The organism is Streptomyces sp. CC228A (assembly GCF_021390935.1).
In the GTDB taxonomy this organism is placed as follows: Bacteria; Actinomycetota; Actinomycetes; order Streptomycetales; family Streptomycetaceae; genus Streptomyces.
The window spans coordinates 546,751-561,124 of sequence record NZ_JAJPUI010000002.1; the positions used below are offsets into that span (position 1 = coordinate 546,751).

A 14,374-nucleotide genomic window follows, 5' to 3' on the forward strand; every position below is an offset into this window, starting at 1 on the left:
CGCCCCCCGTACCGCCCCCGCTCCGCCCTGCCGGGGCCGGCGGGCCGGGCCGGCGCCCCGCAGGTGTCAGGCCCCGTCCGGCGGGATGATGCCGAGGGCGCGGGTGGTGGCCGGGTTCAGGAGCAGGGCGAGCGCCGCGAGCGCCGCCGCTCCCAGCACCACTCCGGCCGGCACGGCGGCGCCCGTGGCCTGGATCAGCGTCCCCGCCACCGGCAGCGCCATGATCTGCATGATGATCGCCGGGCCGCGGCTCCAGCGGCGCAGCTGCAGCAGGCCGCGGGCGGCCAGGAGGGGGATGACGCCCAGCACGATCAGGGTGAGCCCGCCCGACACGGCCTGCACCACCCCGTCGGGCCGCCCTGTCAGGGTGCTGACCAGGACGTACAGTCCACCGGCGATGAGGGCGAGCGCCTCCAGGCCCGCCACGGCCGCGGCGGCCGTCACGGCGGTGGGGCGCGGCGCGGACGGGGAGGCGGGGTTCGGCTCGGTACTCACCCTTGCAGGGTAGCCCGGCGTCTGGGGCCCCCTGGGCGCGGTACCCCGCGGTAGGTACCCTGGCGGTCATGCGTGCACTTCTCGTGGTCAACCCGGCAGCCACCACCACGAGTGCCCGCACCCGGGACGTGCTGATCCACGCGCTGGCCAGCGAGGTCAAACTGGAGGCGGCGACCACCGAGTACCGGGGGCACGCCCGCGACCTGGCCCGCCGGGCCGCCGAGTCCCAGGACGTCGACCTGGTCGTGGCCCTGGGCGGTGACGGCACCGTCAACGAGGTCGTGAACGGTCTGCTGCACGGGGGCCCCGACCCGGACCGGCTGCCGCGGCTGGCCGTGGTGCCGGGTGGGTCCACGAACGTCTTCGCCCGCGCCCTCGGACTGCCGAACGACGCCGTGGAGGCGACCGGCGCGATCCTGGACGCGCTGCGCGAGCGCCGCAGCCGCACCGTGGGGCTCGGCCTGGCGGAGGGCTCGCCCGGCAGCGAGGACGAGGGGGTGCCCGCCCGGTGGTTCACGTTCTGCGCCGGCCTCGGCTTCGACGCGGGTGTCGTGGGCCGGGTGGAGCGCCAGCGGGAGCTGGGCAAGCGGTCGACGCACGCGCTGTACCTGCGCCAGGTGGTCCGCCAGCTCCTCGGCGACCCGCACCGCAGACGCGGCACGATCACCCTGGAGCGGCCGGGCCACGCCCCGGTCGACGACCTGGTCCTGTCGCTCATCTGCAACACCGCCCCGTGGACGTACCTCGGCAACCGTCCGGTGTACGCGGCACCGGAGGCCTCCTTCGACACGGCGCTCGACGTGCTGGCGCTGAGCACGCTGTCCGCGCCGGCGGTCGCCCGGTACGCGACGCAGCTGCTCACGTCGACACCGGAGCGCGGCCCGCAGGGCAGGCACGCGGTGTCGCTGCATGACGAAACCGAGTTCACCTTGCATTCGAAGGTGCCGCTGCCGTTCCAGATGGATGGAGACCACCTGGGGCTGCGTACGAGCGTGAAGTTCACAGGCGTTCGCCGTGCACTGGGTGTGATTGTGTGAGTGGAAGGGCCGTTGGCCCTTTATCTCGAACGTATGGGCTGGGGTCCACCCCTAAGAAGTACGGCTGTGACGGAGCCGACACCGAGGAATCCAAAAAAACTTCTCGGAAGGGGTTGTATCCGCCGTCGAGGTTTGCGAGTCTCTACGTGGCGATCGGGACGGCCCGCAACACCGGCCTCCAGAGAGAGCCAGAACCCCTCCTCATCTCAGGACCCACTCCCAGTCACTTCTGGGATGTCGGCCCTTCCCTTGCGGGGGGATTCGTGAAAGCGTTCACATTCACAAGCAACTTGCATGCAACACCAAGGAGAGGTAGCAGCCATGGACTGGCGTCACAACGCCGTTTGTCGTGAGGAAGACCCCGAGCTGTTCTTCCCCATCGGCAACACCGGTCCTGCGCTGCTGCAGATCGAGGAAGCCAAGGCCGTCTGCCGACGCTGCCCCGTGATGGAGCAGTGCCTGCAGTGGGCGCTTGAGACCGGTCAGGACTCCGGCGTCTGGGGTGGCCTCAGCGAGGACGAGCGCCGCGCGATGAAGCGCCGCGCCGCCCGCAACCGGGCCCGCAACGCGAGCGCCTGAGCACCGCCACCGCGCCTCCCGAACAGCAGCGCGCAGCAGTAACCCACAGCATTCGAGCCCCGGACCGCGACGAAACGGTCCGGGGCTCGCTGCTGTCACCGCCTGCCCGCGCGCCTCACCGCTGGGGCCGCACGGGCACGTCGAGCACCACGCGGGTGCCGCCCTCGGGGACCGGGCGCATGTCGAAGCTCCCGCCCAACTCCCCTTCCACCAGGGTCCGGACGATCTGCAGGCCCAGGTTGCCCGCGCGCTGCGGGTCGAAGCCCTCGGGCAGGCCCCGGCCGTCGTCCTGGACGGTGATGAGCAGCCGGGCGCCCGGGAGGCGGCTGTCCCCGCGCACCGCCGTGACGTCGACCGTGCCGTGCTCGCCCGGCGCGAAGGCGTGCTCCAGGGCGTTCTGCAGGATCTCGGTGAGCACCATCGACAGCGGCGTGGCCACCTCGGCGTCCAGGATGCCGAAGCGGCCGGCGCGCCGGCAGGTGACCTTGCCGGGTGAGATCTCCGCCACCATCGAGATGACGCGGTCGGCGATGTCGTCGAACTCGACGCGCTCGTCCAGGTTCTGGGAGAGCGTCTCGTGGACGATGGCGATGGAGCCGACGCGCCGCACGGCCTCGTTGAGGGCCTCCCGGCCGCGCTCGGAGTCCATGCGCCGGGCCTGGAGGCGCAGCAGCGCGGCCACCGTCTGGAGGTTGTTCTTCACCCGGTGGTGGATCTCCCGGATGGTGGCGTCCTTGGTGATCAACTCCCGTTCGCGGCGGCGCAGTTCCGTGACGTCGCGGAGCAGCACGAGGGAGCCGATGCGGGTGCCCTTGGGCGCCAGCGGGATGACCCGGAGCTGGATGACGCCGCCGTTGCCCTCGACCTCCGTCTCCCGGGGGGCATAGCCGCTGGCCAGTTTGACGAGGGCCTCGTCGACGGGGCCGCGGGAGGGCGCGAGCTCGGCGGTGGTCTGCCCCAGGTGCTGCCCGACGAGGTCGGCCGCGAGGCCGAGGCGGTGGTAGGCGGACAGGGCGTTCGGTGACGCGTACTGGACGACGCCGTCCGCGTCCAGCCTGATCAGGCCGTCGCCGGCGCGCGGCGAGGCGTCCATGTCGACCTGCTCCTGCGGGAACGGGAAGGACCCCATGGCGATCATCTGGGCGAGGTCGGAGGCGGACTGGAGGTAGGTGAGCTCCAGCCGGGAGGGGGTGCGGACGGTGAGCAGGTTGGTGTTGCGGGCGATCACGCCGAGGACGCGGCCCTCGCGGCGTACGGGGATGGACTCCACCCGTACGGGAACCTCCTCGCGCCACTCCGGGTCGCCTTCGCGTACGATGCGGCCTTCGTCCAGGGCGGCGTCCAGCAGCGGGCGGCGGCCGCGCGGCACCAGGTGGCCGACCATGTCGTCCTGGTAGGACGTGGGCCCGGTGTTGGGGCGCATCTGGGCGACGGAGACGTACCGCGTGCCGTCCCGGGTGGGCACCCACAGCACCAGGTCGGCGAAGGAGAGGTCGGAGAGCAGCTGCCACTCCGACACCAGCAGGTGGAGCCACTCGAGGTCGGACTCGCTGAGGGCGGTGTGCTGGCGTACGAGATCGTTCATGGACGGCACGCTGCGAGCGTACCCGGGTGCGGGAACCTGGTGCTTTGCCGGTCCTTGGTGGAGGATGGACCGGGACGGGCGCGGACGGATGGACAGCCCTCAGTGGTCTAGTCCACAATGTCCGGTAGAACAGAAGACCTCCATCCTCCCCGCACAGGAGGGTGGACCGAGGGACCGGGCTCTCTGCCCTGACTGACCGGTTCCTCACCACGGCCGTGGGACCGCACACCCGACGGCCGGAGCAACTCCGGGCTGCGGTGCCGAATGCGGGTTGAGGGTCCCGCACCGGCGCCGCGGCCCGCGGGTCTTTCCGGGCCCGACCGCGTCGGCCGCTGCGCCCCGGGGCCTGCCGCCGGCACGCTCAGCGGCCCCGCCCCGACGGCGCCCGGCGCGCCCAGCGCCCCGTCTCAGCGGGTCCCCGCCCCCCGGTCCTCCGCCTCAGCGGGTCTCCGTCACCTTGGCCAGGGCCCGGGGAGCGTCCGGGTCCTGGCCCCGGGCGAGGGTGATCTCGTACGCGAGCATCTGGAGGGGCAGGATCTCCAGGATCGGCTGGAGCTCCTCCGGCAGCCCGTCCACGGGGAGCACGAAACCCGCCGACGCCTCGCGCACCTGGGCCTGCGGGCCGACCACGAAGAGGTCGGCCCCGCGGGCCCGCAGCCGGTCCAGGACGGGCTGCAGGGCCTCACCGCCGCGACCCGCCGCCACCACCGCGATGACCGGGGACACGTTGTCGACCATGGCGAGGGGGCCGTGCAGCAGGTCCGCGCCGGAGTACGACAGGGCCGGGATGTAGCTGGTCTCCATCAGCTTCAGCGCGGCCTCCTTCGCCGTCGGGTAGCCGTAGCCGCGGGAGGTGAGCACCATCCGCTGGGCGAAGCGGTAGCGGGCGGCGAGCGTGCGGACCTCCTCCCTGCGCGCCAGGATCCGGGCGGCCAGCTCCGGCAGGGCCTGCGCGTCCGCGCCGTCGCCGCCCCGCAGTCCCTCGACGAGGAGGTACAGGGCGAGCAGCGACGACGTGTAGGTCTTCGTCGCCGGCAGGGCCCGCTCGGGTCCCGCCAGGATGTCGATGTGGTGCTCGGTGACCGCCGCGAGGGGCGAGTCCGGGTTGTTGGTCACGGACAGGGTGATCGCCCCGGCCTCCCGCGCCGCCTGCGTGGACGCGACCAGGTCGGGGGAGCCGCCGGACTGGCTGACCGTGATCACCAGCACGTCCGTCAGGTCCTGCCTCGCGCCGTACGCGGTGGTGGTCGACATGGACGACAGCCCGCAGGGCAGGCCGGCCCGGATCTCCAGCAGGTACTTCGCGTACAGGGCGGCGTTGTCGGAGGTGCCCCGGGCGGTCAGCAGCACGAAGCGCGGCCGCCGCTCGGCGATGCGCCGGGCCGTCGCGCGGATCTCCGGTGCGGCCCGGTCCAGGATGCGGCGGAGCGCCGCGGGCTGCTCCGCGATCTCGGCGGCCATCATGCGGCCCCGTTCCTCGTTCATGGGTCCCAGTCGACCAGTGATGACCCGGGTCCGCCAACCGCACGCTCTGCTAGATTGGTCCCCAGATTGGTCTATACCACCAGAGCGACCGACCGACCACCACCACTCTCCAGATCGGCAGGCCCAGCGTGGAAGTTGTCATCGTCCCGGACGCCACGGCAGGCGGCGAACTCATCGCGGGAGCCATCGCGGACCTCCTGCGCCGCAAGCCCGACGCCCTGCTCGGCGTGGCCACCGGCTCGACCCCGCTGCCCATCTACGACGCCCTCACCGCCCGGGTCCGCTCCGGCGCGGTCGACGTCTCCCGTGCCCGGATAGCCCAGCTGGACGAGTACGTCGGGCTGCCGGCCGGGCACCCCGAGTCGTACCGCTCCACCGTGCTGCGCCAGGTCGTGGAACCCCTGGGGCTCGCCCCGGACGCCTTCATGGGGCCCGACGGCTCCGCGGCGGACGTGCAGGCGGCGTGCCACGCGTACGACCGGGCGCTGGCCGAGGCCGGCGGCGTGGACCTCCAGATCCTCGGCATCGGCACCGACGGGCACATCGGCTTCAACGAGCCCTGCTCGTCGCTCGCCTCGCGCACCCGCATCAAGACGCTCACCGAGCAGACCCGGATCGACAACGCCCGGTTCTTCGACGGGGACATCGCGCAGGTCCCCCACCACGTCATCACCCAGGGCATCGGCACCATCCTGGAGGCCCGCCACCTGGTGCTGCTGGCCACCGGGGAGGGCAAGGCGGAGGCCGTCGCGCAGACCGTGGAGGGCCCGGTGTCCGCGCTGGTGCCCGCGTCCGCGCTCCAGCTGCACCCGCATGCCACGGTCGTCGTCGACGAGCCCGCCGCGTCGAAGCTGAAGCTCGCCGGCTACTTCCGCCACGCCTACGCCGGCAAGCCGTCCTGGCAGGGGCTGTAGAGCGGGCGCCACGACACCGCGACGCACGGGAGCCGGGCACCCCAGGTGCCCGGCTCCCGTGCTGTCGTGCGCGCTCAGCGGCCGGCGATGACCTCCGCCGCCGCCGTGCCGCACACCCGCGCCGCCCCGTGCGTCGCGATGTGCAGCGCCCCGCGCGGCGGAGCCTGGTTCAGGCCCATCTCCACCACGACCGTGTCGGGGCGGGCGGCGAGCAGCCCGTCCAGCGCCTCCCTCATCCAGGCGTGACGGTGCGCGTCGCGCACGACGGCCACGATCCGGCGCTCCCCCGCCGCCCGCAGCACGTCCTCCGCTGCCGCCGCCGGGCCGTACGTCCCCGTCAGGGTGCCCGGCAGCAGCCGCTCCAGCTCGCCGGCGAGGCCCCACGGGGTCTCGTCGCCGACGGCGATGTTCGCGACCGGGGCGAAGGACGCCACGTACGGCGCACCGGCTCCCGGCCCGGCCGGCTCGTACGGCTTCTCCCCCGGCGTCACCCTGAGGGCCCGCCGCGCCGCCACGAGTCCGATGTCGGTACCGGGCGCGGTCCCCTCCTGCACCGCCGCGCCCGGCCCCGTCTGCGCCCCCTCACCCGGTGCGCCCTGGTCCAGGACGCCAGCTCGCGCACGCGCGCGGCCGCGTCGGCCAGTCGCTCCTCGGGCAGGTCACCGCTCCGTACCGCGGCCACCAGCGCGTCGCGCAGGCGCAGTACGGTCTCCTCGTCGGCGAGGCCGCCGCCGACGCACAGGGCGTCGGCGCCCGCCGCGATCGCGAGGACGGAGCCGCGCTCGATCCCGTACGTGCCGGAGATGGCCTGCATCTCCATGCCGTCCGTGACGATGAGGCCGTCGAAGCCCAGCTCCCGGCGCAGCAGTCCGGTGAGGATCCGCGGGCTGAGGGTGGCGGGGCGGTCGGGGTCGAGCGCGGGCAGCAGGATATGCGCGCTCATCACCGATTTGGAACCCGCGGCGATGGCGGCGCGGAAAGGCACCAGCTCACGGGCGTGCAGTGTGTCCAGGTCCACATCGATCCGGGGGGTCGCGAGGTGCGAGTCCACGTTCGTGTCGCCGTGCCCGGGGAAGTGCTTGACGCACGCGACGACGCCGGCGGCCTGGAGGCCCTCGACGTACGCCACGGTGTGCCGCGCGGCCAGCTCGGGGTCGGCGCCGAAGGACCGGACGCCGATCACGGGGTTGTCCGGGTCGGAGTTGACGTCGGCGGAGGGCGCCCAGTTGAAGTCGACGCCGCAGGCGGCGAGCCGGCGGCCCAGCTCGTGGGCGACGGCGCGGGTGAGGGCGGGGTCGTCGACGGTGCCGAGGGCGAGGTTCCCAGGGAACGAGGAGCCCTCGCGGACCTCCAGGCGGGTGACGTCGCCGCCCTCCTCGTCGATGGCGACGAGGAGGTCGTCGCGCTCGGCCCGCAGCCGGGCGGTGAGCGCGGCGAGCTGCTCGGGGGAGGTGATGTTGCGGCCGAAGAGTCCGACGGAGGCGAGGCCCTCGCCGACCCGGCGCAGCAGCCAGTCGGGCGGCGTGGTGCCGGTGAAGCCGGGCTGGAGGACGGTGAGGGCGTCGCGGGTGAGGGTGTCGGTGGCGCCGCGTGCGGGTGCGGTCATGGACGCGTTCATCCCTTCACTGCGCCGGCGGTCATGCCGCCGACGGCGCGTCGCTGGAGGAAGAGGAAGACGATGAGGACCGGCAGCGCGAAGAGCGTGGAGGCGGCCATGGTGGCGCCCCAGTCGTTGCCGAAGGCGGTCTGGAACTGGGTCAGCCAGAGGGGAAGCGTCTGCGCCTCCTTGTCCTTGTTCAGGATCAGCACCATGGCGAACTCGTTCCAGGCGGTGATGAAGCCGAAGAGCGAGGTCGACATGAGGCCGGGCGCCAGCAGCGGGAAGATCACCTTGCGGAACGCCTGGCCGCGGGTGCAGCCGTCGATCTGGGCGGCCTCCTCCAGCTCCACCGGGACGGCGGCGATGAAGCCGCGCAGGGTCCAGATGGTGAAGGGCAGCACCATGACGAAGTAGACGGCGGTCAGCAGCGGGATGCTGTTCAGCATGTCGCCGTCGCGGGCGATCATGTACATCACGATGACCATGACCTCCCAGGGGGCCATCTGGGCCATCATGACTGCGAGGACGAGCCCCTTGCGCCCGCGGAACCTCATGCGGGCGACGGCGAAGCTCGCGGCGAGCGCGACGACGAGGGCGAGCAGCACCGCGCCGACGGTGACGGTGAGGCTGTTGACCACGTACGTCCAGAACAGGTCCACGCCGGTCGCGGTGGGGTAGTTCTCGAACGTCGGGGTGAAGAGGAAGACCGGGTCCTTGGTGAGGATCTCCGACTGGGGCTTCAGCGAGGAGCTGAACATCCAGTACACGGGGAAGGCGAAGAGCGCGGCGAGGGCGAGGGCCGTCACGTTGGCGAGGACGGTCCCGGGGCGCACCGGCTTGCGGCGCAGCTTCTGGGCGGGGGCGCCGGCGGCGGGGGTGCTGGTGGCGGTGGTCACTGCTCCTCCTCCTGCTTCAGGATCAGACGGAAGTAGAAGGACATGGCGGCGATCAGCATCACGATGGTGAGCACGGAGATGGCCGCGGCGAGGCCGTAGTGGGCCTGGCCCTGGCCCTCGATGTACGCGTACACGGGGAGGGTCTCGGAGCCGCGGTCGGGGCCGCCCAGGTTCATGGCGTAGACCTGCGCGAACGCCTTGAAGACCCAGATGATCTCCAGGAACGTGGTGATCAGGAAGAACGGCTTCAGGTTCGGGAAGACCACGGACCAGAAGGTGCGCCAGCCGTTCGCGCCGTCCATCCTGGCGGCCTCGTACAGCTCGGTGCCGACGGTGGTCAGGCCGGCGTACATGTTGAGCGCGACGAACGGGATGGAGCCCCAGACCACCAGGGCGGTGACGATGGTGAGGGTGGAGAAGCCGGTCTCGAACCAGTTGTGCTGCTCGTAGCCGGCGAAGCCGAGCGTCCGCATCAGCCAGTTGACGACGCCGAACTGCTCGTCGAAGAGCCAGCGGAAGACGGTGACGGAGGCGACGATCGGCATGGCCCAGGCCAGCATCAGGGCCAGGGACAGCACCAGCCGCATCTTCTTGCCGAGCCGGTTCAGCAGGAGGCCGATCAGGGTGCCGATGCCCATGATCAGGACCACGTTGGCCGCGGTGAAGACGAGGCTGCGGACGACGACGGTCCAGAAGTCCGGGTCGCCGAGCAGCTCGGTGTAGTTCTCGAAGCCGATCCACTCCGGCTGCCGGGTGATCAGTTCCTTCCGGTTGACCTGCTGGAAGGAGAGGATCACGTTCCGGACGAGCGGATAGACCAGCAGGACGGCCATGGCCAGGACGGCCGGGGCGATCAGCAGGTACGGCAGCAGTCCGGTGGGCAGGGAGCGCCTGCCGCGGGAAGGCTGCCGGACGTCCTTGGGGTCCGCGGGCGGTGGCGGCGTCCCGCCCTGGGTCTGCGCCGCCCTCCCGGGCGCGTCCTGAGGGGCGGTGGTCGCCGCCCCCTGGGAGTCCACGGTCATGGTCTTCTTCCTCGCGGTTCTGGGGCTCCCGTGCCCGACGGGTACGGCCCTGGCCGGCGGCCGCCGTCGACGTCGGCGGGGCCGCCGGGCCGGGCGGTCACTGCTGCGGCCCGGGGGCGCGGCCGGATCGGGGTCGGCCGCGCCCCCGGGTGCCGGGGTGGTGTTACTGCTGGTTGATCCGCTCGGTGATCACCTTGTCGGCTTCCTCGCCGGCCTTCTTCGGGTCCTCGCCCTTCAGGACCTTGGTCATGTAGTCCTTGATCGGGTTGGGCGCGGTCTCGACGTTGGCCCAGCCCGGCGTGACCGGGGTGATCCTGCCGACGGACGCGGCCTGGGCCATGGCCTCGGCGAAGGAGCCCGCCTCGGGCGTGAACTGGGCGGCGTCGTTGTTCGGGAGCAGGGCGCCGCCGGTGGCCTCGGCGTACGTGGCCATGTGCTCCTTGCCGGCGGCGAGGGCCAGCCACTCCTTGGCGAGGTCCTTGTTCGGGGAGCGCTCGGCGATGGCGAGGTTGGAGCCGCCGAAGAAGACGGAGCCGGGCTTGTCGGCGGTCTTGCCCGGGATCGGGAAGTAGCCGAAGTCAGCGGTCTTGCCGGCCTTCTTCAGCGCCTCGATGGCGCCGCCGGCCTCCCAGCCGAGGCCGATCCAGGACGCGACGCCGCCCTTGGGGACGATGTCGGTGGACTGCTGCGGGGTGGCCTCGTCCTTGTCCTGCGGAGCGGTCGAGTACGACTGGAGCTCCTTGTAGAAGTTCACGGCGGCGGCGGCCTCGGGGGTGGAGAGGGTGCCCTTCCACTTGTCGCCGTCCTTGACGGCGAGGTCGCCGCCCTCGTCCCACAGGAAGCCGGCGAAGACGTACCAGCTCTGGCCGGGGAGGTAGATCGGCTGGACGCCGGGGTCCGACTCCTTGATCTTCTTCAGGCCGGCGATCCACTCGTCACGGGTCTTCGGCGGGGTCACGCCGGCCTTGGCGAAGAGGGCCTTGTCGTAGATGACCACGCGGCTGGCGGCGTACCAGGGGGCGGAGTACAGCTTGCCGTCGAGCTCACTGGAGGCCAGCATGCCCTTGTTCCAGCCGTCGTAGCCGAGCTTCGCCTTGTCCTCGGTGAGGTCGGCGAGGCCGCCCGTGACGGCGTAGCCGGCGGTCTGCGTGTTGCCGAGCTCCAGGACGTCCGGCGGGGTGTCCTCGGAGAGGGCCGTGGTGACCTTCTCCTGGATGCCGTTCCACTGCTGGACCTCGACCTTGACCTTGACACCCTTGTGCTTGGCCTCGAAGTCCTTGTTGACTTCCTGGATCCAGGCGTCGGGGGCGGAGCCGTCCATGACCCAGACCGTGAGGGTCTTGTCGCCGCCGGCGTCCGCCGAGCCGCCCTTGCCCCCGTCGTCCTTGCCGCACGCCACGGCGCCGACCATCATGCCCGCGACGCCGATCGCCGCGATGAGCTTGCGCTTCACGTCAGACCCTCCTCAGGGATGCCTGCAACCCCCCACCCACCGCGGAGACACACGTACGACGCATGACGAGTAGTGCTGATGGGGCTGGGCCGGTCTTTAATGGTTTAGACCAGTAACCCGGAGCTTGGCCTAGACCTTTAGGGGTGTCAAGGGTGTATAAGAAGGGCTGTTGGGTCCGTTATCGGACCGACACCTGAGGAGGGGCGACGACCCGTGACCGGTCCGTGCCACCATGTGAGCCGCGACAGACGGAGGAGCCGGTGACGGCAGCAGTGCAGGAGTCGGGAAGGCAGGCCATGGCCGCGCACAGTGGCGGTACGGAGACCGAGAAGAGGACGGCTGAGGGCCCGGCCTCGTCTTCCGCGACCGCGCCGGAGAACGGCACGACGCCCCGCGCGGCGCGCGTGCCGAAGTACTACCGGCTCAAGCGCCACCTGCTGGAGATGACCGAGACGATGCCGCCGGGCACCCCCGTGCCGCCGGAGCGCACCCTCGCCGCCGAGTTCGACACCTCCAGGACCACCGTCCGCCAGGCCCTCCAGGAGCTGGTCGTCGAGGGCCGCCTCGAACGCATCCAGGGCAAGGGCACGTTCGTGGCCAAGCCCAAGGTGTCCCAGGCGCTGCAGCTCACCTCGTACACCGAGGACATGCGGGCCCAGGGCCTGGAGCCGACCTCGCAGCTCCTCGACATCGGCTACATCACCGCCGACGACACCCTCGCCGGGCTGCTCGACATCCAGCCGGGCGGGCGGGTCCTGCGCATCGAGCGGCTGCGGCTGGCCAGCGGCGAACCGATGGCGATCGAGACCACCCACCTGTCGGCCAAGCGCTTCCCGGCCCTGCGGCGCTCCCTGGCCAAGTACACCTCCCTGTACACGGCGCTGGCCGAGGTCTACGACGTGCGGCTCGCCGAGGCCGAGGAGACCATCGAGACCTCGCTGGCGACACCGCGGGAGGCGGGCCTGCTCGGCACGGACGTGGGCCTGCCGATGCTGATGCTCTCCCGGCACTCCGTGGACGCCCAGGGCAAGCCGGTCGAATGGGTGCGGTCCGTCTACCGCGGCGACCGCTACAAGTTCGTGGCGCGGCTCAAGCGCCCGGCGGACGACTGACGGGTCCGGCACGCACCGACGGCCGACCGGCCCCCACGCGCGGACGACCGACCCGCCCCGGCTCGAACCACCGGCCGGCCCGGCACGGACCACCGACCGGCCCGCCCGCTCGCGCGGACGCGTGACCGCTCCGGCACGCGGACGCCGCACCGGGGCGCCCCACCGGGCACCCGGGCCCGCGGCGGAACCACGTATGGTCACACCGTTATCACTCGACGGCTTCCCAGGAGCGGGCCGCCCCCGTACCCTCGCCGCATCGCACGGCTGATCATGAGGGGACGGTGTGCAACCGTATGTCAGAAGTGAGACCGCGCCAGGGCGAGCCACCCGTGGTCACCCCCGTCCGGGTGGTGATCGCCCTGTGCCTGGCGGCGCCGTTCGCGGCGATGCTGTGGGTGGGGTCGTACGCGCGCATGGAGCCGGTGGTCGCCGGCGTCCCGTTCTTCTACTGGTACCAGATGCTGTGGGTCGTCGTGTCCACCGCGCTCACGATGGTCGCCTACAAGCTGTGGCACCGGGACCAGCGGGCGCGGGCCGCCCTCCGCGAGGGCGGTGACGGGCGGTGAAGGACGGTGTGAACGTCGTCGCCCTGGGCGTCTTCGTCTTCTTCTTCGTGCTCGTGACGGTCATGGGCTTCATGGCGGCGCGCTGGCGCAGGGCCGCCAACGAGAACACCCTCGACGAATGGGGCCTCGGCGGGCGGTCGTTCGGTACCTGGGTCACGTGGTTCCTGCTCGGCGGCGACCTCTACACGGCGTACACCTTCGTCGCCGTGCCGGCCGCCGTCTACGCGGCCGGTGCGGCCGGCTTCTTCGCGGTGCCGTACACGATCCTCGTCTACCCCCTGATCTTCACGTTCCTGCCCCGCCTCTGGTCGGTGTCGCACAAGCACGGGTACGTGACCACCTCCGACTTCGTCCGGGGCCGCTGGGGCTCGCGCGGCCTGTCGCTGGCGGTGGCCCTCACCGGCATCCTCGCCACCATGCCGTACATCGCGCTGCAACTCGTCGGCATCCAGGCGGTGCTGGACGTGATGGGCGTCGGCGGCGGCGAGTCGACGCACTGGTTCATCAAGGACCTGCCGCTGCTCATCGCCTTCGGTGTGCTCGCGGCCTACACGTACTCCTCGGGCCTGCGCGCCCCGGCGCTCATCGCCTTCGTGAAGGACGCGCTGATCTACCTCGTCATCGCGGTGGCGATCGTCTACATCCCCATCAAGCTGGGCGGGTTCGACGCCGTCTTCGGCGCGGCGGCCGACAAGTACGCCGAGTCCGGCAAGGGCGGGCTGATCCCCGGCGAGGCGGGCCACTGGACGTACGCCACACTGGCGCTGGGCTCGGCGCTGGCGCTCTTCATGTACCCGCACTCGATCACGGCGACCCTGTCGTCCGGCAGCCGCGACGTGATCCGCCGCAACACCACGATCCTGCCGCTGTACTCGGTGATGCTGGGTCTGCTGGCGCTGCTGGGCTTCATGGCGATCGCCGCGGGGATCCAGGTGCAGAACGGGCAGCTCGCCATCCCGCAGCTGTTCGAGAACATGTTCCCCGACTGGTTCGCGGGCGTGGCGTTCGCCGCGATCGGCATCGGCGCGCTGGTGCCCGCCGCCATCATGTCCATCGCCGCCGCGAACCTCTTCACCCGCAACATCTACCGGGACTTCCTGAAGCCGGACGCCACACCGGAGCAGGAGACCCAGGTGTCGAAGGTGGTGTCGCTGCTGGTGAAGGTGGGCGCGCTGGCGTTCGTGCTCACCATGGACAAGACCGTCGCCATCAACTTCCAGCTGCTGGGCGGCATCTGGATCCTCCAGACCTTCCCCGCGCTGGTCGGCGGCCTGTTCACCCGCTGGTTCCACCGCTGGGCGCTGATCGCCGGCTGGGCGGTCGGCATGGTGTACGGCACGTGGAGCGCGTACAACGTGTCGAGCCCGACGCAGGCGCACTTCGCCGGCTCCTCCGCGGCGATCCCCGGCATCGGCGAGATCGGCTACATCGGTCTGACGGCCTTCGTGCTGAACGTCGTGGTCACCGTGGCGATGACCTTCGTGTTCCGGGCGCTGAAGGCGCCGGAGGGCGTCGACGAGACGGCCGCCGCCGACTACACGGCCGACGCGGGCGACCCCGACGTGCGCAAGGACCTCACGAAGGCGGGCGCCGGCCACTGAGCCCCGCACGGCACGACGGTCCGAGGGCC

General features: G+C 71.7%; 12 protein-coding genes and 1 pseudogene. 6 read left to right on the plus strand and 7 right to left on the minus strand.

Features of this window, described 5'->3' with window-relative positions; translation table 11 throughout:
* Window positions 1-66: 66 nt before the first annotated feature.
* Window positions 67-495 carry a hypothetical protein gene (locus L6E17_RS07780; RefSeq protein WP_236240022.1) on the minus strand — a complete coding sequence of 143 codons (429 nt, stop codon included), beginning with the start codon at window positions 493-495 and terminating at the stop codon, window positions 67-69.
* 68 nt (window positions 496-563) lie between these two features.
* On the opposite strand from L6E17_RS07780, the gene L6E17_RS07785 reads away from it, so the two are divergent.
* On the plus strand, window positions 564-1,532 hold the full coding sequence (locus L6E17_RS07785; RefSeq protein ID WP_236240023.1) for a diacylglycerol kinase family protein: 969 nt from the start codon (window positions 564-566) through the stop codon (window positions 1,530-1,532).
* A gap of 321 nt (window positions 1,533-1,853) precedes the next feature.
* A complete protein-coding gene (locus L6E17_RS07790) occupies window positions 1,854-2,111 on the plus strand; it encodes a WhiB family transcriptional regulator (RefSeq protein ID WP_071269594.1) in 258 nt (85 codons plus the stop codon).
* 115 nt (window positions 2,112-2,226) lie between these two features.
* On the opposite strand, the gene L6E17_RS07795 is transcribed toward L6E17_RS07790, so the two are convergent.
* Both L6E17_RS07795 and L6E17_RS07800 read right to left on the minus strand, forming a co-directional pair.
* Window positions 2,227-3,696, minus strand: coding sequence for a sensor histidine kinase (locus tag L6E17_RS07795; protein ID WP_236240024.1), 1,470 nt, complete (start codon window positions 3,694-3,696; stop codon window positions 2,227-2,229).
* Window positions 3,697-4,134: 438 nt separating this feature from the next.
* Window positions 4,135-5,181, minus strand: a complete 1,047-nt coding sequence (locus L6E17_RS07800) for an SIS domain-containing protein (RefSeq protein WP_236240025.1) — start codon at window positions 5,179-5,181, stop codon at window positions 4,135-4,137.
* 128 nt (window positions 5,182-5,309) lie between these two features.
* Here L6E17_RS07800 and nagB point away from each other — a divergent pair, with 128 nt between their 5' ends.
* A complete protein-coding gene (gene nagB / locus L6E17_RS07805; RefSeq protein WP_236240026.1) occupies window positions 5,310-6,095 on the plus strand; it encodes a glucosamine-6-phosphate deaminase in 786 nt (261 codons plus the stop codon).
* Window positions 6,096-6,169: 74 nt separating this feature from the next.
* On the opposite strand, the pseudogene L6E17_RS07810 reads toward nagB, so the two are convergent.
* The 4 genes and pseudogenes from L6E17_RS07810 to L6E17_RS07825 form a co-directional block, all read right to left on the minus strand.
* Window positions 6,170-7,701: pseudogene (locus tag L6E17_RS07810) on the minus strand (glycoside hydrolase family 3 protein).
* 8 nt (window positions 7,702-7,709) lie between these two features.
* On the minus strand, window positions 7,710-8,543 hold the full coding sequence (locus L6E17_RS07815) for a carbohydrate ABC transporter permease (RefSeq protein WP_268984985.1): 834 nt from the start codon (window positions 8,541-8,543) through the stop codon (window positions 7,710-7,712).
* 44 nt (window positions 8,544-8,587) lie between these two features.
* Window positions 8,588-9,613 carry a carbohydrate ABC transporter permease gene (locus L6E17_RS07820; RefSeq protein ID WP_236240027.1) on the minus strand — a complete coding sequence of 342 codons (1,026 nt, stop codon included), beginning with the start codon at window positions 9,611-9,613 and terminating at the stop codon, window positions 8,588-8,590.
* A gap of 163 nt (window positions 9,614-9,776) precedes the next feature.
* Window positions 9,777-11,066, minus strand: coding sequence for an extracellular solute-binding protein (locus L6E17_RS07825; RefSeq protein ID WP_236240028.1), 1,290 nt, complete (start codon window positions 11,064-11,066; stop codon window positions 9,777-9,779).
* Window positions 11,067-11,290: 224 nt separating this feature from the next.
* Here L6E17_RS07825 and L6E17_RS07830 point away from each other — a divergent pair, with 224 nt between their 5' ends.
* The 3 genes from L6E17_RS07830 (at window position 11,291) to mctP (ending at window position 14,345) form a co-directional block, all read left to right on the plus strand.
* Window positions 11,291-12,178 (plus strand): GntR family transcriptional regulator, encoded by an 888-nt coding sequence (locus L6E17_RS07830; protein WP_374109012.1) that lies wholly within the window; start codon window positions 11,291-11,293, stop codon window positions 12,176-12,178.
* A 293-nt stretch (window positions 12,179-12,471) separates the two neighbouring features.
* A complete protein-coding gene (locus tag L6E17_RS07835) occupies window positions 12,472-12,744 on the plus strand; it encodes a DUF3311 domain-containing protein (protein WP_236240029.1) in 273 nt (90 codons plus the stop codon).
* Window positions 12,741-14,345: a monocarboxylate uptake permease MctP gene (gene mctP, locus L6E17_RS07840; RefSeq protein WP_236240030.1), complete on the plus strand. Its 1,605-nt coding sequence runs from the start codon at window positions 12,741-12,743 to the stop codon at window positions 14,343-14,345. The genes L6E17_RS07835 and mctP overlap by 4 nt, the downstream gene beginning before the upstream one ends.
* Window positions 14,346-14,374 lie beyond the last annotated feature (29 nt).